The sequence below is a fragment of the Sinorhizobium saheli genome (genome assembly GCF_001651875.1).
Taxonomy (GTDB): Bacteria; Pseudomonadota; Alphaproteobacteria; order Rhizobiales; family Rhizobiaceae; genus Sinorhizobium; species Sinorhizobium saheli.
The window spans coordinates 63,206-85,098 of the sequence record NZ_LNQB01000068.1; the positions used below are offsets into that span (position 1 = coordinate 63,206).

The 21,893-nt window shown below is 64.7% G+C and carries 22 protein-coding genes; 12 read left to right on the top strand and 10 right to left on the bottom strand.

The window, feature by feature from the left end; translation table 11 throughout:
- Positions 1 to 60: 60 nt before the first annotated feature.
- From ATB98_RS09630 to ATB98_RS09650, 6 genes are all read left to right on the top strand, one after another.
- Positions 61 to 2,265: a TonB-dependent hemoglobin/transferrin/lactoferrin family receptor gene (locus ATB98_RS09630; protein WP_066872578.1), complete on the top strand. Its 2,205-nt coding sequence runs from the start codon at positions 61 to 63 to the stop codon at positions 2,263 to 2,265.
- A gap of 99 nt (positions 2,266 to 2,364) precedes the next feature.
- The gene (gene trpLE / locus ATB98_RS29765; protein WP_178385068.1) at positions 2,365 to 2,409 is read left to right on the top strand and encodes a trpE operon leader peptide TrpLE; all 45 of its coding nucleotides are present in this window, start codon (positions 2,365 to 2,367) and stop codon (positions 2,407 to 2,409) included.
- Positions 2,410 to 2,522: 113 nt separating this feature from the next.
- Positions 2,523 to 4,712 carry an anthranilate synthase gene (locus ATB98_RS09635; protein ID WP_066872581.1) on the top strand — a complete coding sequence of 730 codons (2,190 nt, stop codon included), beginning with the start codon at positions 2,523 to 2,525 and terminating at the stop codon, positions 4,710 to 4,712.
- Between the two features lie 149 nt (positions 4,713 to 4,861).
- Positions 4,862 to 5,782 (top strand): cation diffusion facilitator family transporter, encoded by a 921-nt coding sequence (locus ATB98_RS09640; RefSeq protein WP_066872792.1) that lies wholly within the window; start codon positions 4,862 to 4,864, stop codon positions 5,780 to 5,782.
- Entirely contained in the window at positions 5,779 to 6,243 is a 465-nt protein-coding gene (gene queF / locus ATB98_RS09645) for a preQ(1) synthase (RefSeq protein ID WP_066872584.1), read from the top strand. The genes ATB98_RS09640 and queF overlap by 4 nt, the downstream gene beginning before the upstream one ends.
- A 286-nt stretch (positions 6,244 to 6,529) precedes the next feature.
- Positions 6,530 to 7,312 (top strand): lysophospholipid acyltransferase family protein, encoded by a 783-nt coding sequence (locus ATB98_RS09650; RefSeq protein WP_066872586.1) that lies wholly within the window; start codon positions 6,530 to 6,532, stop codon positions 7,310 to 7,312.
- A gap of 31 nt (positions 7,313 to 7,343) precedes the next feature.
- Here the strand turns inward: ATB98_RS09650 and ATB98_RS09655 are convergent, their stop codons facing one another.
- Positions 7,344 to 7,898: a gamma-glutamylcyclotransferase gene (locus tag ATB98_RS09655; RefSeq protein WP_153435603.1), complete on the bottom strand. Its 555-nt coding sequence runs from the start codon at positions 7,896 to 7,898 to the stop codon at positions 7,344 to 7,346.
- Positions 7,899 to 8,109: 211 nt separating this feature from the next.
- Between ATB98_RS09655 and ATB98_RS09660 the strand changes: the two genes are divergently transcribed.
- On the top strand, positions 8,110 to 9,123 hold the full coding sequence (locus ATB98_RS09660) for a DUF2125 domain-containing protein (protein ID WP_066872592.1): 1,014 nt from the start codon (positions 8,110 to 8,112) through the stop codon (positions 9,121 to 9,123).
- 10 nt (positions 9,124 to 9,133) lie between these two features.
- On the opposite strand, the gene ATB98_RS09665 is transcribed toward ATB98_RS09660, so the two are convergent.
- The 3 genes from ATB98_RS09665 to ATB98_RS09675 all read right to left on the bottom strand — a co-directional run bounded on the left by ATB98_RS09665 (position 9,134) and on the right by ATB98_RS09675 (position 12,238).
- A complete protein-coding gene (locus tag ATB98_RS09665) occupies positions 9,134 to 10,060 on the bottom strand; it encodes a prephenate/arogenate dehydrogenase family protein (protein WP_066872595.1) in 927 nt (308 codons plus the stop codon).
- Entirely contained in the window at positions 10,057 to 11,163 is a 1,107-nt protein-coding gene (gene hisC, locus ATB98_RS09670) for a histidinol-phosphate transaminase (protein ID WP_066872597.1), read from the bottom strand. The genes ATB98_RS09665 and hisC overlap by 4 nt, the downstream gene beginning before the upstream one ends.
- 316 nt (positions 11,164 to 11,479) lie before the next feature.
- Positions 11,480 to 12,238, bottom strand: coding sequence for a class I SAM-dependent methyltransferase (locus tag ATB98_RS09675; RefSeq protein ID WP_066872600.1), 759 nt, complete (start codon positions 12,236 to 12,238; stop codon positions 11,480 to 11,482).
- A gap of 123 nt (positions 12,239 to 12,361) precedes the next feature.
- On the opposite strand from ATB98_RS09675, the gene gloB reads away from it, so the two are divergent.
- Both gloB and ATB98_RS09685 read left to right on the top strand, forming a co-directional pair.
- Entirely contained in the window at positions 12,362 to 13,132 is a 771-nt protein-coding gene (gloB, locus tag ATB98_RS09680) for a hydroxyacylglutathione hydrolase (protein WP_066872603.1), read from the top strand.
- On the top strand, positions 13,132 to 13,572 hold the full coding sequence (locus tag ATB98_RS09685; protein WP_066872606.1) for a cupin domain-containing protein: 441 nt from the start codon (positions 13,132 to 13,134) through the stop codon (positions 13,570 to 13,572). Before gloB ends, ATB98_RS09685 begins: the two co-directional genes overlap by 1 nt.
- Before the next feature lie 85 nt (positions 13,573 to 13,657).
- On the opposite strand, the gene ATB98_RS09690 is transcribed toward ATB98_RS09685, so the two are convergent.
- Entirely contained in the window at positions 13,658 to 14,167 is a 510-nt protein-coding gene (locus ATB98_RS09690) for a GNAT family N-acetyltransferase (protein WP_066872609.1), read from the bottom strand.
- 61 nt (positions 14,168 to 14,228) lie between these two features.
- Positions 14,229 to 14,807: a HupE/UreJ family protein gene (locus ATB98_RS09695; RefSeq protein WP_066872612.1), complete on the bottom strand. Its 579-nt coding sequence runs from the start codon at positions 14,805 to 14,807 to the stop codon at positions 14,229 to 14,231.
- A 262-nt stretch (positions 14,808 to 15,069) separates the two neighbouring features.
- Here ATB98_RS09695 and ATB98_RS09700 point away from each other — a divergent pair, with 262 nt between their 5' ends.
- Positions 15,070 to 15,657: an ATP-dependent Clp protease proteolytic subunit gene (locus ATB98_RS09700; protein WP_066872615.1), complete on the top strand. Its 588-nt coding sequence runs from the start codon at positions 15,070 to 15,072 to the stop codon at positions 15,655 to 15,657.
- Positions 15,658 to 16,185: 528 nt separating this feature from the next.
- Positions 16,186 to 17,895, top strand: coding sequence for a 2-isopropylmalate synthase (gene leuA / locus ATB98_RS09705; RefSeq protein ID WP_066872618.1), 1,710 nt, complete (start codon positions 16,186 to 16,188; stop codon positions 17,893 to 17,895).
- A 174-nt stretch (positions 17,896 to 18,069) separates the two neighbouring features.
- Here the strand turns inward: leuA and ATB98_RS09710 are convergent, their stop codons facing one another.
- The 4 genes from ATB98_RS09710 to ATB98_RS09725 form a co-directional block, all read right to left on the bottom strand.
- A complete protein-coding gene (locus ATB98_RS09710; protein ID WP_066872621.1) occupies positions 18,070 to 18,897 on the bottom strand; it encodes an anti-sigma factor family protein in 828 nt (275 codons plus the stop codon).
- Positions 18,898 to 18,899: 2 nt separating this feature from the next.
- A complete protein-coding gene (locus ATB98_RS09715; protein WP_066872624.1) occupies positions 18,900 to 19,418 on the bottom strand; it encodes an RNA polymerase sigma factor in 519 nt (172 codons plus the stop codon).
- Positions 19,419 to 19,592: 174 nt separating this feature from the next.
- Positions 19,593 to 20,138 (bottom strand): tetratricopeptide repeat protein, encoded by a 546-nt coding sequence (locus ATB98_RS09720; protein ID WP_066872627.1) that lies wholly within the window; start codon positions 20,136 to 20,138, stop codon positions 19,593 to 19,595.
- Between the two features lie 215 nt (positions 20,139 to 20,353).
- Positions 20,354 to 21,256, bottom strand: coding sequence for a metallophosphoesterase family protein (locus ATB98_RS09725; RefSeq protein WP_066872630.1), 903 nt, complete (start codon positions 21,254 to 21,256; stop codon positions 20,354 to 20,356).
- Positions 21,257 to 21,382: 126 nt separating this feature from the next.
- On the opposite strand from ATB98_RS09725, the gene ATB98_RS09730 reads away from it, so the two are divergent.
- Entirely contained in the window at positions 21,383 to 21,874 is a 492-nt protein-coding gene (locus ATB98_RS09730) for an NUDIX domain-containing protein (RefSeq protein ID WP_066872635.1), read from the top strand.
- Positions 21,875 to 21,893: the final 19 nt, after the last annotated feature.

Here is a 21,893-nt window from a genome sequence, read left to right on the forward strand (position 1 = left end):
CCAGCCCTTGAGTTCGCCGCTCAACAGCAAGCCCGGCCAACATCTCAAAAGGACTGGTCCATGCTCAACCGGCATCATCGCCTGGCGCTCCTCGCATGCACGGCATTCGTCACCCTCGCCGGGACGACATTTTCCCGTGCGCAATCGGCCGACGAAGCGGCAACGGCCAATGAAAAACAAGATCGCGTCACCGTGCTGAAAAAGCTGACCGTCAAAGGCGGGGGGGAGGAAGGCGTGGCCGACACCCCGCTTGCCGAAGAGGTGACGCAAGAGGAGCTCGACAACAACCAGATATCGAGCTTCGAGGATCTGGGCAGAAGCCTGGAGCCCGGCGTGGGCTTCAACCGCTCGAACGGCAGCGTCAACATTCGCGGCCTCGAGGGGCCTCGTGTGCTGACGACGATAGACGGCATTCCGATCCCGTTCATCGATGACGGTGCGCGCGACGCGGACGGCGGGATCGACAGCTTCGATTTCGCCGCCCTCTCGGCCGTCGACATCGTGCGCGGTGCCGATTCCAGCCGCGCCGGCGGCGGCGCGCTCGGCGGCGCCGTGGTGCTCAGGACACTCGAGCCGGAAGACCTGATCGGCGAGGGCAGGACCTGGGGCGGCATCTTCAAGCTCGCCTATGACGGCGAAGACGAGGGCCTCGGCGGATCCGCCGCCGGTGCCGCGCGCTACGATAACACCGCGGTCCTGGTCCAGGGCGGTTACAAGAGGGGACACGAAAGGAAGAGCAACGGCGATGTCGGCGGTTATTCCACGACGCGCACTGAGGCGGATCCCGCCGACTACGACCAGAACAACCTCCTGTTCAAGGTCCGCCAATATACCGACAGCGGGCATACATTCGGCCTGACGGCCGAGCGCTTCGACCGTGAAAAGGACATCGATTTCATGTCGGGCCAGAGCCTCACCGGCAACTACCGTCCGGGCGACTACGACAAAGTCGACAATACCCGGCGCGAGCGCCTGTCGCTCGACTACGATTTCGCGGCCACCGACGACGACGCCTGGTTCGACAGCGCTTCCGCCGTCGTCTATTGGCAGCGCCTGCTTCGCGAGAACGGCGTCGATGCGTACCGCAGCCTCTCGGTGATCGGCGACTACTCGCGCCTCAACGAGGCCGAAAACGAGAGCTTCGGCGCGGGCGGCTATGTCGACAAGTTCTTCGACAGCGGCGTGCTCCAGCACAAGGTGACGCTCGGCGGCGACTTTGCGATCGGCAAGCTGCACCAATATTCCTCGGGCGAGGATAGCTGCGACACGACACCCACCCCGACCTGCAACTTCCTGCACACGAACCAGTCCGACAGCCCGGATGTCGACAGCCGGCAGTTCGGCATCTATCTGCAGGATCGCATTTCGATCGGCGATGGCCCCTTCGCGCTGACGCCGGGCATCCGTTTCGACTGGTACGACTACGCGCCGGAAAACACCGCGGCCTACATGGGCAATCCCAACTATGACGGCCTGCCGCCGGGCCAGAGCGACCAGGCGCTCTCGCCGAAGCTGCTTGCGACCTACCAGGCGGCCGAAGAGGTCGAGCTTTTTGCGCAATGGGCGATGGCCTTCCGGCCGCCGACGGCGGAAGAGCTCTACCTGAACTACGGCGCGCCGGGCAGCTATCTGCAGATCGGCAATCCCGACCTGAAGCCGGAAACGAGCCACGGCTTCGAGGTCGGCGCCAATCTCGGGGACGAGGAGTTCGGCGGGCGCGTGAGCGCCTTCTACAACAGGTACAGGAACTTCATCGACGAGCGCCGGACCGCCGATACGACCGGCACCTATCCGCTCGGCATCACCGAGGCGATAAACCGCGCCAACGTCTCGATTCACGGTATCGAGGTGTCGGGACACAAGGTCTTCAGCAACGGATTCCATGTGCGCACGGCTCTCGCCTATGCCTATGGCCAAGACCTGGACACGGACGAGGTGCTGGGTTCGGTGCCGCCGCTCAAGGGCGTGCTCGGCCTCGGCTATGCAACGGAAACCTGGGGAACCGACCTGATCCTGACGGCAGCAGCGGCCGTTTCGGACAAGTCGACCAACAGCTTCAAGGCGCCCGGCTACGGCATCGTCGACGTGACCGGTTGGTGGCAGCCGGAGCAAATGCCGGGATTGCGGGTGAACGCCGGCATCTACAATATATTCGACAAGACCTATTGGGACGCGGTGAACACGCAGAACACGTTCATTCAGCCGGCGGAATTCTATTCGGAGCCGGGCCGAACCTTCAAGGTCTCGCTGACGCAGCGCTTCTGAGGCTTTCAGGGGCTTCTTCAAAAGGGGCGACCATCGTGGCCGCCCTTTTTTGAACTCGCCGCTTGCTAAGCCACGCGAGGCAGGCTAACAGTTGCGCCCATGGCAAACACGCAGAACATTTCGATCTGGTGGTGGGCTCGCTGAGGCGGCCTTGACCAGTCATGCGTGATTGAGACATGAAGCCGCCCGGAGATTTCGAGGCGGCTTTTTCGTATTCTGGCCGCGTGGAAAGACCGGGCTTTTACGGAGCGAGACGAATGGCAACGGTAATTCTGGAAGACGGCGCTGAGAGTTACACCACCCAGGGCGGCATCGTGGTCACGCGCAGACGGCGTGATGCTTCCTATGCGGGCGCGATCGCGGGTTATGTCGACAGGCTCGACGAGCGGCGCGGCGCCGTCTTCTCTTCGAACTACGAATATCCCGGCCGCTATACCCGTTGGGACACCGCCGTCGTCGACCCGCCGCTCGCCATCTCCTCCTTCGGTCGCTCGCTCTGGATCGAAGCCTATAACGAGCGCGGCGAGGTGCTGCTGGCGCTGATTGCCGAGCATCTGAAATCCGTCGCCGACATCACGCTCGGTGCACTCACCGCCCGCCGCCTCGACCTCACCGTCAACGAGCCCGATCGCGTCTTCACCGAGGAAGAGCGCTCGAAGATGCCGACCGTCTTCACCGTCCTGCGTGCGGTGACGAACCTGTTCCACTCGGAAGAGGATTCGAGCCTCGGGCTCTACGGCGCCTTCGGCTACGACCTTGCCTTCCAGTTCGACGCGATCGAATTGAAGCTCGCCCGTCCGGACGACCAGCGCGACATGGTCCTCTTCCTGCCGGACGAGATCCTCGTCGTCGACCACTATGCGGCCAAGGCCTGGATCGACCGCTACGATTTCGCCAGGGACGGCCTCTCGACCGAGGGCAAGGCGGCGGATATCGCGCCGGAGCCTTTCCTGAGCGTCGACAGCATTCCGCCGCATGGCGACCATCGCCCGGGCGAATACGCAGAGCTGGTCGTCAAGGCGAAGGAGAGCTTCCGCCGCGGCGATCTCTTCGAAGTGGTACCGGGGCAGAAGTTCTACGAGCGCTGCGACAGCCGCCCCTCGGAGATCTCCAACCGGCTGAAGGCGATCAATCCGTCGCCCTATTCCTTCTTCATCAATCTCGGCAACCAGGAATATCTCGTCGGCGCCTCACCGGAGATGTTCGTGCGCGTTTCCGGCCGTCGCATCGAGACCTGCCCGATCTCCGGCACGATCAAGCGCGGCGACGATCCGATCGCCGACAGCCAGCAGATCCTGAAGCTTCTGAACTCCAAGAAGGACGAATCCGAGCTTACCATGTGCTCGGATGTCGACCGCAACGACAAGAGCCGCGTCTGCGTGCCGGGCTCGGTGAAGGTGATCGGCCGTCGCCAGATCGAAATGTATTCGCGGCTGATCCACACGGTCGACCATATCGAGGGCCGCCTGCGCGACGACATGGATGCCTTCGACGGGTTCCTGAGCCACGCCTGGGCGGTGACCGTCACCGGTGCGCCGAAGCTCTGGGCGATGCGCTTCATCGAAGCCCATGAGAAGAGCCCGCGCGCCTGGTATGGCGGTGCGATCGGCATGGTCGGCTTCAACGGCGACATGAACACCGGGCTGACGCTGCGCACGATCCGCATCAAGGACGGGATCGCCGAGGTGAGGGCGGGTGCGACGCTGCTCTACGATTCCAACCCGGAAGAGGAAGAAGCCGAAACCGAACTGAAGGCCTCCGCCATGATTGCAGCCATCCGCGACGCGAAAGCCGCCAACAGCGCCAATGCGGCGCGCGACGTCGCGCCGGTCGGCGCGGGCGTCAACATCCTGCTCGTCGACCACGAGGACAGCTTCGTCCATACGCTGGCGAATTATTTCCGCCAGACGGGCGCGACGGTTACCACCGTGCGCACGCCGGTCGCCGAGGAGCTCTTCGACCGGGTCAAACCGGATCTCGTCGTGCTCTCGCCCGGCCCCGGCAGCCCGAAGGATTTCGACTGCAGGGCGACGATCAAGAAGGCGCGGGCGCGCGAACTGCCGATCTTCGGCGTCTGCCTCGGTCTTCAGGCGCTTGCCGAAGCCTATGGCGGCGATCTCAGGCAACTGGCGATCCCGATGCACGGCAAGCCCTCACGCATCCGCGTGCTCGAGCCCGGCATCGTCTTCTCGGGCCTCGGCAAGGAAGTGACGGTCGGGCGCTATCACTCGATCTTCGCCGATCCCTCCAGCCTGCCGCGCGAGTTCATGATCACCGCCGAAAGCGAGGACGGGACGATCATGGGCATCGAGCACCTGAAGGAGCCGGTGGCGGCCGTGCAGTTCCATCCGGAATCGATCATGACGCTCGGCGGCGACGCCGGCATGCGGATGATCGAGAACGTGGTGGCGCACCTCGCCAAGCGGGCGAAGATCAAGGCGGCGTGATCTCGCGCAGCCGCCGGTAAACCTTTGACAAGCGGCGCGACATCGCCCATATGACGTATAGCTCCGCCTGCGCGAAAACCCGCGCGGGCGGTTTTGCGTTTGAATGGATGTGCATTTGCAAAGCGTTTGCATCTGCACGAGGAATGAAGATGGCTGCGTCCGACAATCGAACAGTCCTGAGGCTCGCCTTCTGGGGCGTGCCGCTCTCTCTCGGGGTGATGAGCCTGAAGATGCTGGCCTGGTGGGTGACGGGTTCCGTTGCGCTCCTGTCCGACGGGCTCGAGTCCACGGTGAACGTGGTGGCGGCGGTGATCGCCTATGCCATGATCGGCTATGCCGCAAAACCGGCGGACGCCGACCATCCGTTCGGGCACCACAAGGCGGAGTATTTTTCCGCGGTGATCGAGGGCGTGCTGATCGTGGTGGCGGCGCTGGTGATCATCTGGGAGGCGATACCGGCCCTGATGGCGCCGGCCACCCTCGATGCGCCGGCGCTAGGGCTGGCGATCAACTTCGGCGCCGGCATCGTCAACGCGATCTGGGCGATCGTGCTGATCCGGGCGGGCAGGGCCCATCGGTCGCCGGCGCTAAGTGCCGACGGGCATCACGTTCTTTCCGACGTCGTCACCTCGGCCGGCGTGCTCGTCGGGCTTCTCCTGGTCCTCGGCACCGGCTATACCATCCTCGATCCTCTGCTTGCGATCGTGGTTGCCGGCAATATCCTGTTCCAGGGCTGGAAGGTCATCTCGCGCTCGATCGACGGCCTCATGGACAAGGCGGTGCCGGCGGAGGAGGAAGAGGCGATCAAGCAGGCGATTGCGGCCAATGCCGGCGGCTCGCTCGGCGTCCACGATCTGAAGACGCGGCAGGCGGGCAAGGCGACCTTCGTGGATTTCCACATGGTCGTTCCGGAGGCGATGCCGGTCGGCGACGCCCATGACATCTGCGACCGCATCGAGGAAGCGATCCGCGCCGTCCATCCGGGCGCGAGCATCGCCATCCATGTCGAGCCGGAAGGCGAAAAGGCGCACGGCGTGCGCGTCAAAGTTAGTGGAGCACTACGGAAATGACCAAGACGGACCTAACAGGACTTTCACAGCTCGGGGCAAAGGTCGATCTGCCCCAAAGCCCGGAAGAGGCGGTGCTCGAAAGGGTGCCGAGCGGCCACGCAGGCACTGATTTCGTCGTGCGCTTCACCGCGCCGGAATTCACCTCGCTCTGCCCGATGACCGGACAGCCGGACTTCGCCCATATCGTCATCGACTATGTGCCGGACGGCTGGCTGGTGGAATCCAAGTCGCTGAAGCTGTTCCTGCATTCCTTCCGCAACCACGGCGCCTTCCACGAGGATTGCACCATCGACATCGCCAAGCGGCTGGTGTCGCTGCTTTCGCCGAAGTGGCTCAGGATCGGTGCCTACTGGTATCCGCGCGGCGGCATCCCGATCGACGTCTTCTGGCAGACCGGCAACCCGCCCGAAGGCGTCTGGCTGCCGGACCAGGGCGTGCCGACCTATCGCGGCCGGGGGTAACGCACGGGAGCGGCGCAGGACCCGGCCTCCGACCTTCCCGCAAGGTCGTTCCGACGGGGAGAGGGACTGAGGCGGCGCCGCGAGTCCCTTCGCCCGCCGCGGACCGCCTGCGGGGAGAAGGTGGCCGGCAGGCCGGATGAGCGGGAATCTCGCTACACCTCCTGAACGGCATCCCGCGCTTGAACGACACCCGCGCGAAACGGTTTTCCTCAATCGCATATTCGTGTAGGCAGCGGGGCGATCGGCCGCCTGGCCGAAGTTTCACACTCCACCGAGAGCCCGCCTGATGATCATCCTGCGTTCGATCCTGTTCAATCTGGTCTTCTATGCGAATCTGATCGTCCAGATGATCGTGCTGACGCCGGTCTATTTCCTGCTGCCGCGAAAGGCCGCCTGGTTCGTGCCGAAGAACTGGGTGCGCAGCAATCACTGGCTGATGGCGAAGATCGTCGGCACGACCTTCGAGATCGAGGGCCTGGAGAACATTCCGAAGGGCTCCTTTATCTTCGCGCCGAAGCATCAGTCCTTCTGGGACGCCTATGCGCTTCTGCCCTGGCTCGACGATCCCTTCTACATCCTCAAGCGGGAGCTGACCTGGATTCCGCTCTTCGGCTGGTACGTCCTCAAGCAGCGCATGGTGCCGGTCAACCGCGCCGCGCGCGGCAAGGCCATGACAGCGGTCATGGATCGCACCAAGCGCGAGATGGCGAGCGGTCGCCAGCTGATCATCTATCCCGAGGGCACGCGCCGCCCGCCGGGCGCGCCGCCGGAGTACAAATACGGCATCGCCCGGCTTTACCGCGACCTGCAGGTCCCGGTCGTCCCCGTCGCCATGCATCCGGGCCTGTTCTGGCCGCGGCGCAAGTTTCTGCGCTTCCCCGGCCATTTCAAGGTGCGCATCCTGCCGCCGATCGAGGCCGGCATGGACCCGGATGCCTTTCTGGCGAAGCTGGTGGAGGTGACGGAGGCCGCCAGCGACGATCTCCTGGTCGAAACCGTGAAGGCCAATCCGCATCTGCCGTTGCCGCCCACGGCGGAGCAGCGCCTGCGCGAACTCGGGGCGGAATGAGGACGGCGCAGCTTTCCGCCCGAAATCGGGGTTAAGCCCGGGCCGACATGCCGCCGCCCGCCTCCAACATCGCCGCGACCTCCTCGAGCCAGTGGTCGCGGATGCCCATTTCCTTGAGATGCGCGAGCGTGTTGAGGACATATTCGCGATTGGGGCCGGACTTGCCGACCGCACCCGCGACCGTTGCCGCCGCCTGCGCGGCGGTCAGCGCGCCGGCATATTGAGCGTGACTGCGGTCGGTGACATAGGCGAGCGCCGGCACGCGCCGTCCGTCGGCAAGCTGCACGGGCATCGTGCGTTCCTTGTAGACACGCGTCACCAGTTCGCGTTCGCGCAGGTAGTCGATCACGTCCGCCTTTTCCGAGGATGCCACCCGGAAAGCCGTGCCGATGCAGGAGCCGCCGTAGTCGAGGCCGAGCACGAGGCCCGGCCGGTGCTCCGTTCCCCGGTGCACCCAGGAATGCACGCAAAGCGAACGGCGATAGCCGAAGGCGCGCGCCGTCCGCTTCTCTTCGAAGCGAAAGCCCGGATTCCACATCAGCGAGCCGTAGCCAAAGACCCAAAATTCGTCCATATCCGCTACCAATCACCCCGTGCCGCCGACCGCCGAATCAGCGATCGGCGCCGTTGCGGCATTCGAATTTTCTACCGCATCTCTCCATAAATCGACCTCGATTCAAGGACAAAGACATGCGGCAATTCAAAGTGCTGCAGCGACATGCAGCCTCAAGTTCGCCGGATGGGAACCGGTCGCCCGAAAGGCCGTTCCCACCGCATCATATGGAGTATCCGATATCATGACGGCAACCGCAGTCGCCAACCGATCGTCCGTCAGCAGGAAGATTTTATGGCTGGCCGCGGGCATCGCGCTCGTGAGCGGCCTTTACTCCGCCGGCTGGTTCGTCGCCGCGGACCAGGTCGAGAAGCGCCTCACGGCCTATCTCACGGAAAGGCAGGCGAGCGGTTTCGGTGGCGAATGCGCGGAGATGGAGGTGCGGGGATTTCCGTTCCGCATCGGCCTTTTCTGTGACAAGGTGCGCCTCGACGATACCCGCCACGGCGCCTCCGCATCCTTCGGCGCCCTGCGATCGGCCGCCCAGGTCTACCAGCCCGGACGCGCCGTGATCGAACTCGACGGCCCGGCCGAAATCCGCGTCTCGCCGGGCGCCACGATCTCGGCCGACTGGACGCTCCTCCACGCGAGCCTTGCGGCGACGCTCTCCGGCGTCGACCGCACCTCGCTCGCCTATGACAACCTGACCGGCACCGCACGCTCGCCGCTGACGGGGAAGGGCCTGGGCTTCGGCGCAAGCCATGGCGAAATCCACCTGCGCCAGAACGGCGGCGACCTCGACGCGGCGCTCAGCATCGACAAGCTCGACCTGCGCCCGGGCGAGGGACCGAGCCTCGCCCCGCCGGCCGACGTCACCATGGAGCTGACGGTCGCCGGCAAGGCCGAATGGCTTCAGGCCGCCTCCTTCTCGCCGCACATGCTGCGCGCCACAAGCGGCGAACTGCGCCAGCTGACGCTCGATGCAGGTTCGGGAATGAGCGCCAAACTCTCCGGCCCCTTCTCGGTCGATGACCAGGGGCTGATCTCCGGCGAATTTTCACTGGTGATCGCGAATATCGATAGCTGGCGGGAAAGCCTCGTGAAGATAATACCCGGTGAGGCCGAGCTTCTCGACAACATCGCCAACATGCTGAAGGCGCTTTCAGGCGGCAGGAACGAAGCGATCGTCAAGCTCAATGTGCGCGACGGCACCGCCTTCCTCGCCTTCGTTCCGATCGGCGTGCTGCCCGCGCTCTGACAAGGGAAGGCTATTTCTGGTCCATGGCATGCCGGCCGAAGTCCGGCATTGCCGTGTCCTGGCCCGCCTGGATGATCGACCGGCGGATCGCGCGCGTGCGGGTGAAAAGATCGAACAGCTTGTCGCCGTCGCCCCAGCGGATCGCCCGCTGCAGCGAGGCGAGGTCCTCCGAGAAGCGCGCGAGCATTTCGAGGATCGCCTCCTTGTTGTGCAGGCAGACGTCGCGCCACATGATCGGATCGGAGGCGGCAAGGCGGGTGAAGTCGCGGAAACCTGAGGCGGAATACTTGATCACCTCGGACTCGGTCACGGTTTCGAGATCGTCGGCCGTGCCGACGATGTTGTAGGCGATGATGTGCGGAAGGTGCGAAACGATCGCCAGCACCTTGTCGTGATGCTCCGGATCCATCTCGTCGACCATCGAGCCGAGCGTTTCCCAGAAGAGCCTGAGTCTCGCGACCGCCTCCTCGTCCGTCCCTGGCGGCGGGGTCAGGATGCACCAGCGCCCGCGGAACAGCCCGACGAAACCGGCATCCGGACCGGAGTGCTCGGTACCGGCGATCGGATGGCCGGGGATGAAATGCACGGTTTTCGGCAGATGCGGCATCATCTGCGCGATGACCGAGCCCTTTGTCGAGCCGACATCGGTCACGATCGCCCCGGGCTTCAGGTGCGCGGCGATCTCGGTCGCGACGGCGCCCGAGGCGCCGACCGGCACCGACACGATGACGAGGTCCGCGTCCTTCACCGCCTCGGCCGTCGAGAGCGTATAGCGGTCGCCGAGGCCAAGCTCGCCGGCGCGCTTCAACGTTGCTTCGCTGCGCGTCGTCACGACGATCGTGGCGGCAAGCTGCTTCTCGCGGATTTCCCGGGCGATCGACGATCCGATCAGGCCGATGCCGATGAGGGCGATGGTGTCGAACTGCTGAGCCATCATTTCCGTCCCATGAATTCGCTGAGCGCCGCGATCACGCCTTCGTTCGCTTCTTCAGAGCCGATGGTCATCCGCAGCGCATTGGGAAAGCCGTAGGCGCCGACGGCGCGCAGGATGAAGCCCCGGCTCGTCAGGAACGCATCCGCCGCCTCGGCCGACCTGTCCGCTTCGTCCGGGAAGTGGATCAGCGCGAAGTTGGTCACCGACGGGGTGACGCGAAGACCAATTGCCGTCAAGGCCTCGCTGACGCGCGCGAGCCAAGTCTGGTTGTGATCGACGGCAGCGGCGACGAAGGCCTGGTCGCGGACCGCCGCAGCACCGGCCGCGATCGCCGGCGCGTTGAGGTTGAATGGTCCGCGCACGCGATCGACCGCCGCCACCACATGGCGCGGCGCATACATCCAGCCGATGCGCAGGCCCGCAAGACCGTAGATTTTCGAGAAGGTCCGCGTCATCACCACGTTGCGGTTGGTCGAAACGAGCTCCAGGCCGGCCTCGTAGTCGTTGCGCCGGACATATTCCGCATAGGCGGCATCGAGCACCAGCAGCACATGTGCCGGCAGTCCCGCGTGCAGCCGCCGCACTTCGTCGACCGGAATATAGGTGCCCGTCGGGTTCGCCGGATTGGCGATGAAGACGATCTTCGTCCGCTCCGTCACGGCCGCGAGAATCGCATCGACATCGACCCGCTGATCCTTCTCCCGGACCGCCACCGGCGTGCCGCCGGCCGCGGTGATCTGGATCTTGTAGACGAGGAATCCGTGCTCGGTGACGATCCCCTCGTCGCCGGGGCCGAGATAGGTGTGGCAGAGGAGGCCGAGCAATTCGTCCGAGCCGTTGCCGCAAAGGATGTTTGCGGGGTTGAGGCCGTGAACCGCCGCGATCGCATCCTTCAGCGCATGCTGCTGCCCGTCCGGATAGCGCTCGAGAGCGAAGGCCGCGGCCTGGAAGGCCTCGATCGCGCGCGGGCTCGCACCAAGCGGCGTCTCGTTCGACGACAGCTTGTGAACCCTGGCCACGCCCGGCGCATGTTCCTTGCCGGGCACATAGGCGGCGATATCCAGGATGCCGGGACGCGGCTCAGGGCTCTTCAAGGCAAGGTCCATCGGATCGGCTTTCACGGAAAGAATGCGGTCCAGCCAATACCGGGGCCAGTGATTTTTGTCGAGTGCGACGTTGTGGCCGCGATGCCGCGAATTAGAAGAGTTCGGGTAGCTGATTCGCCCCTCATCCGCCTGCCGGCACCTTCTCCCCGTTCTGACGGGGAGAAGGGACAAGCAGCGGCCGCTCGCTCAAATCTCAGCGCATGCGCAGGATGCTGCCGCAAGCCCTGGGGCAGAGCATCGCCGCGAGTCCCTTCGCCCCGCCTGCGGGGAGAAGGTGCCGGCAGGTGGATGAGGAGCAATCCAGAATGAAAACCGCCTACGGCTCCGCTCGACCTCGCGTGCTCGGCACGCCGTGCGGCGCCAGCACCGGAACGAAGACGCGGCGCGAGGCGCGTGCGGCGACCGGCAGGCCCTGATAGAGGCGCTTCTGCGCCTCTACGATGATGACCCCGGAAAACACCGGCCAAAGCCACCGGCCGAAGCGCTCCAGACTGTGGCGCATGCGAAGGATCAGCTTGCGTTTCGACGGCGGGAAGAACAGGGCCTCGGAGGTGGCGCCGGGCGTGAAGTTCGTCTCGCGCAGGAGCGCCGTCAGTTGCCCGCGCGAATAGGGCCGCCCCGAGCCGAACGGGGTGTGCTCCATGCGGGCCCAGACGCCGCGGCGGTTCGGCACCACGATGATGAGGCGCCCGCCGGGGGCGAGCACCCGCCAGATCTCCTTCATCGTCTCGCGCGGGCTTTCGGCGAATTCGAGCGAGTGAACCATCAGCACCCGGTCGATCGAGGCATCCGGCAGCGGCAATTCCTCGTCGAAAACCAGCGCCGTGGACGAGAGTTCCGCCACCGGCCAGTTCACCGCCCCCTGTCCCGCCGGCATGAAGGCGAATGTCCGCTCCGTGTCGGCGCGGAAACGCTCGAGATAGGGAACGGCATAGCCGAGCCCGACCAGCCGCTCCTCCGGCAGACGCGCCCAGACGGAGGCAAGCGCCATGCTGACCGCCTGTTCCGCCATTCGGCCGAGTTCGGAATGATAGAATTGGCGGAGATCGACAATATCCGTGTGCATGGGCAACATGTTAGCTTCGAAGCGGTAGACTTCAAGGCGAGCCTCGCTACATTCGGCTACAGCGCCGCGCCGCGCCGGACGCGTCAAGGCGGCGCTGTCGCACTCGCCCATACCCGATCGGAGGACCAAGCCATGGCCGCGCTCGAACTCGACCTTTTCCTCTGCCGCACGGACAATTTCGGCGTGCTTCTCCACAACCCTTCGAGCGGCGCCACGGCCTCGATCGACGCGCCGGAGGAACAGCCGATCCTCGAAGCGCTCGAACGGCGAGGCTGGCAACTGACCCATATCCTGACGACGCATCATCACGGCGACCACGTGGCGGCGAATGTAAGCCTCAAGGAACGTTTCGGCGTGACAATCATCGGTCCGAAGAACGAGGCGGCGAAGATTCCGGGCATCGACAAGACGGTCGGCCAGGGCGACCGTTTCGATTTCGCCGGCCATGCCGTCGAAGTCATCGAAACGCCGGGGCACACGGCCGGCCACGTCTGCTTCCATTTCCCCGAGGACAAGCTGCTCTTCGCTGCCGACACCCTGTTTGCGCTCGGCTGCGGCCGGCTCTTCGAGGGAAACGCCGAGACGATGTGGCAATCGCTGGGCAAGCTGATGGCGCTGCCGGATGATACCGCCGTCTATTTCGGTCACGAATACACGCTCTCCAACGCCCATTTCGCCGTCACCATCGATCCGGAAAACAAGGCGCTCAAGGACCGCGCGAGGGAGATCGAGGAAACCCGATCGGACGGCGGCTACACCGCGCCGACGACGATCGGCCTCGAAAAGCGGACGAACCCGTTCCTGCGCGCCGGCGATCCGAAGATCCGCGCCCATCTCGGCATGGAGAAGGCGAGCGATGCCGCCGTCTTCGCGGAGATCCGCAAGCGCAAGGACAATTTCTGATGGCATCGCGGGAAATGACGGCGGAGACGATTATCGCGACGCTCGGGCTTGCCCGGCATCCGGAAGGCGGCTGGTACGCCGAGACGTTCCGCGATCCCGGCGGGCCCCCGCGCGGCCATTCGACCGCGATCTACTATCTGCTCGAGAAAGGCGAGCGCTCGCACTGGCATCGCGTCCGCGACGCTGCCGAGCTCTGGCACTATTACGCCGGCGCGCCGCTCGAGCTCAGCATCGCCGGACCGGAGGGGCCCGCCTCAAAGGTGCGGCTCGGCCCGAACCTTGCGGACGGCGAACGGCCGCAGCAGGTCGTGCCGGCCGACTGGTGGCAGTCCGCCACCTCGCTCGGCGACTGGACGCTCGTCGGCTGCACGGTCGCGCCCGGTTTCGACTTCTCCGCCTTCGAAATGGCGCCGCCCGATTGGCGGCCGCCTGGCGAGTAGGCCTGTGGAAATTTCGCCCCTCATCTCGGCCACCTTCTCCAATTGCCGGCGCGCCTGGCGGCGGAGCCGGACGATCTCGTGATCTCTACCTGCCACTGGATCCGCGGACCGGGGCATGAACGAGTGCTTTGGACAGGCCGATCTTTTCGAGGTCGGTTTCGAGTATGGGATCGAAGGCGACCTTCTTCCAGAGCACCCGGTAGCCGAGATGCTGGTAAAGCCGGAGCGCCCGTTCGTTCGCGGCGGCCACGTGAATGCGGGCGTCCCTGTATCCCCGATGGGCGATTTGCGTTTCCAGCGCCGCAATGAGTGCCGATCCGGCGCCCCGCCCTTCGAAGGCCGGGGCCACCCAGATGTCGCTGATGGTGTCGTCGGCGTGCTCGCAGGCGCCGATGCCGGCGGGCTTCCCGTCTATTTCGGCGACCAGAACGCGCGCACCCAACTCCCGCAGGAATGGCAGGAACGGATTGGTCTGGTCGATCCTCGCCGCGACCTGCGCCGTCACCAGAGGCTCTATCCCCTTGCGCCACGCCGCGAGGCCGATCTGCGCCAGGACGTCGGTTTCGTCCGCCTGGGCGGGACGGATGGTCACCATTCCGGCTTTCCTTCCGAAAAGGGCCGGTGGAACCAGCCCCTTGGCTCGCGGTTCGGCGACATCAGCCAATGAGCAAGGCCGCGCCGATTACGGCGGTGATGCCGCCGAGAAGCCGGGCGAGGGTGCCCTTGTGCGAAAGCCTCGCGACGCCGAGGCCAATGCCGATGCCGGCGATGTGCAGAAGGACGGTCGCGATGATGAAGCCTGCCGCGAATGGCCAGGCACCGGCTGTGCCGAGTTCGCCGCCATGGGCGTGACCGTGAAAGAGCGCGAAGACCGCCACGACCGCCGCGGCTGCAGCCGCGTCGAGCCGCACGGCCATGGCGACGAGGAGGCCGAGGGCCACCACGGAAGCGAGGATCGCCGGCTCCACGAAGGGCAGCATGACGCCGCCGACGGCAAGGCCGAAGCCGAGCGCCATCGTTGCGACAAAGGCGGCCGGCACGCTCCACAGCGCCCGCCGACCGATCTGAGCCGCCCAGAGCCCGACCGCAATCATCGCCAGGACGTGGTCGGCGCCGAAGAACGGATGGGAAAGGCCCGCCATCAACGAGCCGTGCGCGACGGGATCAACATGGGCGAGGGCGGGCGCGGCGGACGTGCCGAGCGCCGTGACGGCGATAAGAATCTGTTTCTTCATTCTGGTCCCCACTGGTCGGCAGGTCCGGGAGGCGGCCTGCCCGATTTCGAAACGGCCGGAGAGGCATGGCACGCTTGCCGTCTTCGACGAGCCGCTGATCTTATTGGGGTTTTACCCGCTGTCCATACGGCATTTGGCGGTCCCCCGTTTACCATGGCGGCAGCGCCGGCCGTGGAACCGGCCTTCGCCCGTCCCTTTGCATTGTTTTCGCCGTCGAGTCGCATTATCTGACTTTGAAGACATTTGACGAGGAGTCCGGAGAATGCGGAACGACGACGAACAGGAAGAGAAAAAGACCGAACTGCCCTTGGGCAAGGAAACGGAGGCGAACCTTTTCAAGTCGCGTTCGATTTTCATCTACGGAACGATCACCCAGGAGCTGGCGCAGAAGGTCTGCTCGCAGCTCATGGCACTTTCCGCGGCAAGCGACGAGGATATCCGCATCTTCGTGAACTCGCCGGGCGGTCATGTCGAATCGGGCGACAGCATTCACGACATGATCAAGTTCGTGAAGCCGAAGGTCTGGACCATCGGTACCGGCTGGGTGGCCTCCGCCGGCGCGCTCATCTATGTCGGGGCTCCGAAGGAGCGGCGCCTGTGCCTGCCGAACACCCGCTTCCTGCTGCATCAACCCTCCGGCGGAACCCGCGGCATGGCCTCCGACATCGAGATCCAGGCTCGCGAAATCCTCAAGATGAACGAGCGGCTCAACCGGATCTTTTCGGAAGCGACCGGCCAACCGGTCGAGAAGATCGCCAAGGATACCGATCGCGACTACTGGCTCGGCGCCGAAGAGGCCAAGGCCTATGGGCTCGTCTCGCGGATCATCACGTCGATCGCCGAGATTTGATATCGGGCGGACTCACGCTTGGTCCACTGAGCGCTTGTTCTCCCTCGGGTTTGCCCCTCACCCTAACCCTCTCCCCGCATGCGGGGAGAGGGGACCTGGAGCGAAGCGGTTGCCGCGAGTCCCTTCGCCCCGCCTCGCGGGGAGAAGGTGCCGGCAGGCGGATGAGGGGCGAATTCCGGCCGCGCGTCACATGCATCAGCTCCCTTGCCCTGCGGCGTCAAGCCGTGTATAGGCTCTGCCCATGACCAAGGCGAACGCATACAAGATCGCAGCGATCTTTTCCGGACACGGTGGCAACCGTGCTCCTGCGCGCGCCTTCGCCTCGCTTCTTCTTCTCGGCCTTACTCGCGGTTGCCGGGTTCGCTGAGGAGCGCCCGGCGGCCGAAAAGCCTGCCGGCATGAGCTCCTCGAAATCCAGAAAAGCTTGAGACAAATCGCGTTGCGCCGCCGGCATCAGCCATCGCAATATCCTCGGTGATCGGCTATTGCATGCGGCAGGCTACGCCCAGTGACGAAGAGAAGCTGCACATGATCCTGAAATCGCATCCCACCAAGGTCGGCATGCCCGAGGCGGCTGTGAAATATCAGCCCTATCCCCAGATCGCCCTGCCGGATCGCACCTGGCCTTCCAAGACGATCACCAAAGCGCCGATCTGGTGCTCGGTGGACCTGCGTGACGGCAACCAGGCACTCGTCGATCCGATGGGCCACGACCGCAAGGCGCGCATGTTCCATCTGCTCCTGGACATGGGCTTCAAGGAAATCGAGATCGGCTTCCCCTCCGCCTCGCAGACCGACTTCGACTTCGCCCGCTGGTGCGTGGAGGAGGGCAACGTCCCCGAGGACGTGTCGCTGCAGGTCCTGGTGCAGTGCCGCCCGGAACTGATCACGCGCACTTTCGAGGCGCTCGAGGGCGCGCACAGGCCGATCGTCCATTTCTACAATTCGACCAGCGAGCTGCAGCGCCGCGTCGTGTTCGGCAAGGATGTCGCCGGCATCAAGCAGATCGCGACGGACGCTGCGAAGATGATCACCGACATGGCGGCAAAGGCCGGTGGTGGCTACCGGTTCCAGTACTCGCCGGAGAGCTTCACCGGCACCGAGCTCGAAGTGGCCCTTGAGATCTGCAACGCCGTCATCGAGATCGTCAGGCCGACGCCGGACAACAAGCTGATCATCAATCTGCCCTCGACGGTCGAGATGGCAACGCCGAACGTCTATGCGGACCAGATCGAATGGATGTGCCGCCGCCTCGACAACCGCGAGAACCTGATCGTCTCGCTGCATCCGCACAACGACCGCGGCACCGGCATTGCCGCCACGGAACTCGGCCTGATGGCGGGCGCCGACCGCGTCGAGGGTACGCTCTTCGGCAATGGCGAGCGCACCGGCAATGTCGACGTGGTGACGCTGGCCTTGAACATGTTCACGCAAGGTGTCGATCCGACGCTCGACTGCTCCGACATCGAGCGGATCAAGGAAGTCTACGAATATTCCAACCAGATGGTCATTCCGGAACGCCATCCTTATGTCGGCGAGCTTGTCTACACCGCCTTCTCCGGATCGCATCAGGATGCGATCAACAAGGGCATGAAGGCCTTGAAGCAGGCGAACAAGCCCATCTGGGAGGTGCCTTACCTGCCGATCGACCCGCGCGACGTCGGGCGCAGCTACGAGGCGATCATCCGCATCAATTCCCAGTCGGGCAAGGGCGGCATCGCCTATATCCTGCAGGAGGACTACGGCATCAACCTGCCGCGCAACCTGCAGATCGAGTTCCGCGAGGACATTCAGCGGATCACCGACGAGGAAGGCAAGGAATTGCCGTCCAAGCGCATCCACCAGCGCTTCCTCGAGTGCTACGTCGAGCAGCCGGGCGCGCGCATCAAGTTCGTCGACCACCACACCTATCCGGTCGGCGAGCACAAGGGTCTGCGCGTCGTCGCGGCCGAGATCACCGATCGGGGTGAGACGAAGCGGATCGAAGGCAAGGGCACCGGCCCGATCGACGGCTTCATCAACGCGCTGTCGATCTATCTCGGCATCGAGCTCTCGGTAGCGGACTATTCCGAGCATTCGCTGCAGCACGGCTCGAACGCCGCCGCGATCGCCTATGTGGAGGTCGAGTATCCGGGCGGGACGCTCTTCGGCGTCGGCATCAACACCAACATCGTCGCCGCCTCCCTGGAAGCGATCGTGTCGGCGGCCAATCGCGTGCTGGAAGTGATGGGCCGTTAACGCCCTGACTGGTTGCTGGGCACGGATTACGGAGGCTGTGCCCCTCACCCTAACCCTCTCCCGCATGCGCGGAGAGGGGACGGGGGCGGTGCGGTATCGTCCCTTCGCCCCCGTCTTCACGGGGAGAAGGTGCCGGCAGGGCGGATGAGCCGCAAGCCGCGCCGTTATCTCACATCAGATAGCTGCCGCCGCCGTTTCGGCGAGGTCCTGCAATGCGGGGTTCGACGAGGGGCCGACGATCACGAAGGATGCCCCGTTTCTCTGCCAGGAGACGAAGCCGAGGTCGCCGCGAATGGTCTCGATGAAGTCGCCCGATGGCGGCGCAGCCGCCTGCTTGCGGAAGCAGATGGCGACGATCTCGCCCTCGCGATCGCGGTAGACGAGCTGGGCGACCGGGTTGCCGTCGACGACCAGCAGCCGCGCGCCCTCGAAGGTCAGGCCCTTGCCGTCGAGCGTCGGGATCCGGAAGGTCACGCCGACGCTCGAGGCGAGCCAGGTTTCTATCTTTTCGCCCTGCGCTGCCGGCACTTCGACAAGGTGCTCCCTCTGGCGCGAATAGACATGGTGGTATTCGGCGATCTCGTCGAGCCAGGAGCGCTCGTTAGCCATCCTCGTCGGCTCGGCGATGTTGGTGGCGCTGCCGAGAATGAAGCCGGCGACGCCGCCAAGCAGCAGCAGGACGGTGGAGGCGGCGACGATGCGGGGCCAGATATGGGCGCTTCGCTTCGGAAGATTGGCCGTGGCGACGCGCTCGGACTTCGGGCTGATGCCGGATCCCTGCTTGATCTGGCGCACCAGCGCAAGCGGTACCGGGTCATGGAGGAAATCCTCGAAGGCCCCGTTGCCGAAGGCACTGCCCGCCTTCAGCTTGTCGAGCAGGGCCCGTGCATCCTCGTCGCTCGCCAGCAGTGCGTCGAGCTCGGTCTTCTCGGCTTCGCCGAGTTCGCCGTCGATATACGCGGACAATCGCACTTCGAGCGCCACACCCTTCGTCTGCAACAACGTCACGCCCTCCTTTCCGTATTCTCTGACAGCATGGCAGCGAGCCGGAGCCGGGCCGTCGACAGCCGGCTCATGACGGTGCCGATCGGTATGCCGAGGATCTCCGCCGCTTCCCGGTAGCTGTAACCCTCGACATTGACGAGCAGAAAGACGCTGGCCAATCCCTCCGGCATGGAAAGGATCATCTTCTGCACCTGGCTGGCATAGACGGCCTTTTCGGCCGCCGCTTCCGTGTTCAACTCATCCTGCTCGAAGATGTCGACCATCCCACCACCGCCGCGGACCTTGCGCTTGCGGACCTCGTCGACCCAAAGATTGCGGGTCATGGCGTAGATCCAGCTTTCGAGCCGGCCCTCACCGCTCCATAGGTGGCTGCGGGCGATCGCACGCTCGCAGGCCTCCTGAACGAGGTCGTCGGCGTCGTTGGCGTTGCGCGTCAGCGTCATCGCGAAGCGGCGCAGCTTGGGCAGCATGCTGACCAGATCGCGTCTGAAGTCCTTCGTATCTGCGGCTGGGCGCATTGCTCTTCCAGTGAGACGTGCCGGATCATGCGTCTATTCGCCATGCGGACGCATTGCGCATGATATGAAACATTTGATCCGAAGTCTGCAAGGGAAGAGCCGGAACGGCAGGCGGTTTTTGCGTTCCGGCACCGGTTTTCCCACTGTCCCGTGTTCCATCGTCTAAGGCTGCCGTCAATAGGTGCGAACACCCCCGAGAGACTGCAGCAGTGCCCGGTAGGCCCATGTGTCTTCGCCGCCGCGGTCGCGGATTTCGATGAGCTGGACTTTCGCTTCCTCGATCTTGCCCTGCTCGACCAATGCCTGGCCCATATAGGAGCGCGCGAGGATATAGTTCTCGTCCGCCTGAAGCGCGCGGCGATAATATTGCATGCCGACCTCCATCCGGCCCGCCTTGCGGTTGGCGTAGCCGAGATAGTTCAAGACGCGCGCGCTCTTCTGCTCCTTCATCGCGCCGAGAACCTTGATCGCATTTTCGTATTGGCCGGCATAGGCGAGCTCGCGGGCGGCATCGAACAGGACGTCGTCACCGAGATCGCTCCTCTTGGCGTCGACGCATCTGTTCGACTTGGCGTCCCAGACCTTGCCGTCGCGGCATTGGGTGGTCGTCTTGGTCTTCTTCGGCGGCTCGCTGGTGTCTTCGCCGACGGCCAGGGCGGCATGGCCCATGACCGAGGTCATGAGGGCCGCGAGGGTGAAGAGGGTCGCATTGCGGTTCATCGTGCCTGTCTCCCGTGAAAATCGCGCCGGCGCCGGGTGCACCTGTCGCTGCGTCCGGCGGTTGTCATCGAAAGCGGCTACAGCGCCGCGCGTCTTATCAGGCGCGCAATGGTCGCTGTAGCGGCTTGAATTGCTGTCCTTAAATCGAGATGGATTTAAGGAGACCTGCAGCAGGACGCTTGAGGTGCGCGATTTATTCGGTCCAGTCGAATTTTTCAGAAATGCGTGGTCTCGGCGAGCGTGACGTCGGTGGCGTCGGCAGTGAGCGCGAAGCGCTCCCGGGTCAGCCGCCAGTCTCCGGGCCCGCCGTCGACTGAGAAAAGGTTGTAGGCCGCGACCGGCTTGCTGCCGCCGGGGCCCTGCGAGGCGGACGCGATGCCGACGACCGGGACCGGTCCCGCATGTCCCTTGAGCCAGTAGACGGTGTTGAGGTGCGTGTGGCCGTGCAGGACGAGCTCGGCGCCTCCGGAGGAGACGGTGGCGGCGAACCGGCGGATGCCGATCATGCGCTTGTGCATCGAAGTCGCGCCGCGGATCGGCGGGTGATGGATCATGACGATGCGGAAGAGCCCGGCCTCGCCGGCCGCGCGCAGAAGGTTGACCGTCGCTCGCGCCTGCCGCGGCCCGAAGTAGCCGCTGGCGGCGAAGGGCGGCGTGGCGACGGCCGTCGAGCAGCCGATGAGTGCTACCGGACCGCGCACGCGCATATAGGGAAAGCAGCCGTGATCCTTCAGCCAGCCGGCCGGACTGTCGTCGCCGCGCATGAAAGGATACCACGCACGCGATGTCTTCTCGTAGGCGCCCGGCACATAGGCGTCGTGGTTGCCCGGAACGATCGAGATGTCCTTGGGATCGCCTGCCGCCATGAGCCAGGCGGTGACCGCCTCGATTTCAAGGGAGGAAGCGAGGTTGACGAGGTCCCCGGTGATCGCGAGGTGATCCGGCTTGCGCTTTTCGATGTCCTTCATCAGGCAGTCGAGCGTGCCCGGAAACAGATGGCGTATCCTGTTCCTGTGCCAATTGACGAAACCGGTGATCCGCTTGGAGGCGAGCTCGCGGAAAGTGAGGTCCGGCAACGGGCCGAGATGGACGTCGGATATATGCGCAAGTTTGAACATCGACTCCGTCTACCGCATATTCCGCGACAGGGGAATCACTTGGATGGATTATCCCTGCGGCGCCGCGCGCCCCGATCGGGCACGCGAAGGTCGCCGTAATCGGAGCGGTGCCGAAGGAGAATCGATATGGACGAGGACCGTCCGCCGGACGCGCTCAACTGGCGGCTCCGCCTGCTGACGCGGATTGCCCATGTCTATCTTGCCTTCGCCCGCGGCATGACGCTCGGGGTGCGGGCCGCCTGTTTCGACGAGGAGGGGCGGGTCTTCCTCGTCAAGCATTCGTATCTTCCCGGATGGCACCTCCCGGGCGGCGGTCTCGATCGTCATGAAACGGCGGTGGAGGGGCTCGTGCGCGAGCTCAGGGAGGAAGGCAATCTCGCGCTGACGGCACCGCCGCGGCTCTTTCAGGTCTATTACAACCGGCGCACCAGCAAGCGCGATCACGTCATCTTCTTCCGCTGCGACAACGTCCGCCAGGAGCGGCCGAAGGTCGCCGATCTCGAAATCGTCGCGGCAGGCTTCTTCGCCCCCGACGCGCTTCCGGTGGACACCACGGCCGCAACGCGGCGCCGGCTCGCCGAACTTGCCGGAACGGTGACGCCGGATACGTTCTGGTAGGAGCTTAAGGCCGCGGACG

Coding starts and splice junctions, on each gene's coding strand:
- ATB98_RS09630 (WP_066872578.1), top strand. CDS start 61: ATGCTCAACCGGCATCATCGCCTGGCGCTCCTCGCATGCACGGCATTC.
- ATB98_RS09635 (WP_066872581.1), top strand. CDS start 2,523: ATGGCAACGGTAATTCTGGAAGACGGCGCTGAGAGTTACACCACCCAG.
- ATB98_RS09640 (WP_066872792.1), top strand. CDS start 4,862: ATGGCTGCGTCCGACAATCGAACAGTCCTGAGGCTCGCCTTCTGGGGC.
- queF (WP_066872584.1), top strand. CDS start 5,779: ATGACCAAGACGGACCTAACAGGACTTTCACAGCTCGGGGCAAAGGTC.
- ATB98_RS09650 (WP_066872586.1), top strand. CDS start 6,530: ATGATCATCCTGCGTTCGATCCTGTTCAATCTGGTCTTCTATGCGAAT.
- ATB98_RS09660 (WP_066872592.1), top strand. CDS start 8,110: ATGACGGCAACCGCAGTCGCCAACCGATCGTCCGTCAGCAGGAAGATT.
- ATB98_RS09665 (WP_066872595.1), bottom strand. CDS start 10,060: ATGATGGCTCAGCAGTTCGACACCATCGCCCTCATCGGCATCGGCCTG.
- hisC (WP_066872597.1), bottom strand. CDS start 11,163: ATGGACCTTGCCTTGAAGAGCCCTGAGCCGCGTCCCGGCATCCTGGAT.
- ATB98_RS09675 (WP_066872600.1), bottom strand. CDS start 12,238: ATGTTGCCCATGCACACGGATATTGTCGATCTCCGCCAATTCTATCAT.
- gloB (WP_066872603.1), top strand. CDS start 12,362: ATGGCCGCGCTCGAACTCGACCTTTTCCTCTGCCGCACGGACAATTTC.
- ATB98_RS09685 (WP_066872606.1), top strand. CDS start 13,132: ATGGCATCGCGGGAAATGACGGCGGAGACGATTATCGCGACGCTCGGG.
- ATB98_RS09690 (WP_066872609.1), bottom strand. CDS start 14,167: ATGGTGACCATCCGTCCCGCCCAGGCGGACGAAACCGACGTCCTGGCG.
- ATB98_RS09695 (WP_066872612.1), bottom strand. CDS start 14,807: ATGAAGAAACAGATTCTTATCGCCGTCACGGCGCTCGGCACGTCCGCC.
- ATB98_RS09700 (WP_066872615.1), top strand. CDS start 15,070: ATGCGGAACGACGACGAACAGGAAGAGAAAAAGACCGAACTGCCCTTG.
- leuA (WP_066872618.1), top strand. CDS start 16,186: ATGATCCTGAAATCGCATCCCACCAAGGTCGGCATGCCCGAGGCGGCT.
- ATB98_RS09715 (WP_066872624.1), bottom strand. CDS start 19,418: ATGCGCCCAGCCGCAGATACGAAGGACTTCAGACGCGATCTGGTCAGC.
- ATB98_RS09720 (WP_066872627.1), bottom strand. CDS start 20,138: ATGAACCGCAATGCGACCCTCTTCACCCTCGCGGCCCTCATGACCTCG.
- ATB98_RS09725 (WP_066872630.1), bottom strand. CDS start 21,256: ATGTTCAAACTTGCGCATATATCCGACGTCCATCTCGGCCCGTTGCCG.
- ATB98_RS09730 (WP_066872635.1), top strand. CDS start 21,383: ATGGACGAGGACCGTCCGCCGGACGCGCTCAACTGGCGGCTCCGCCTG.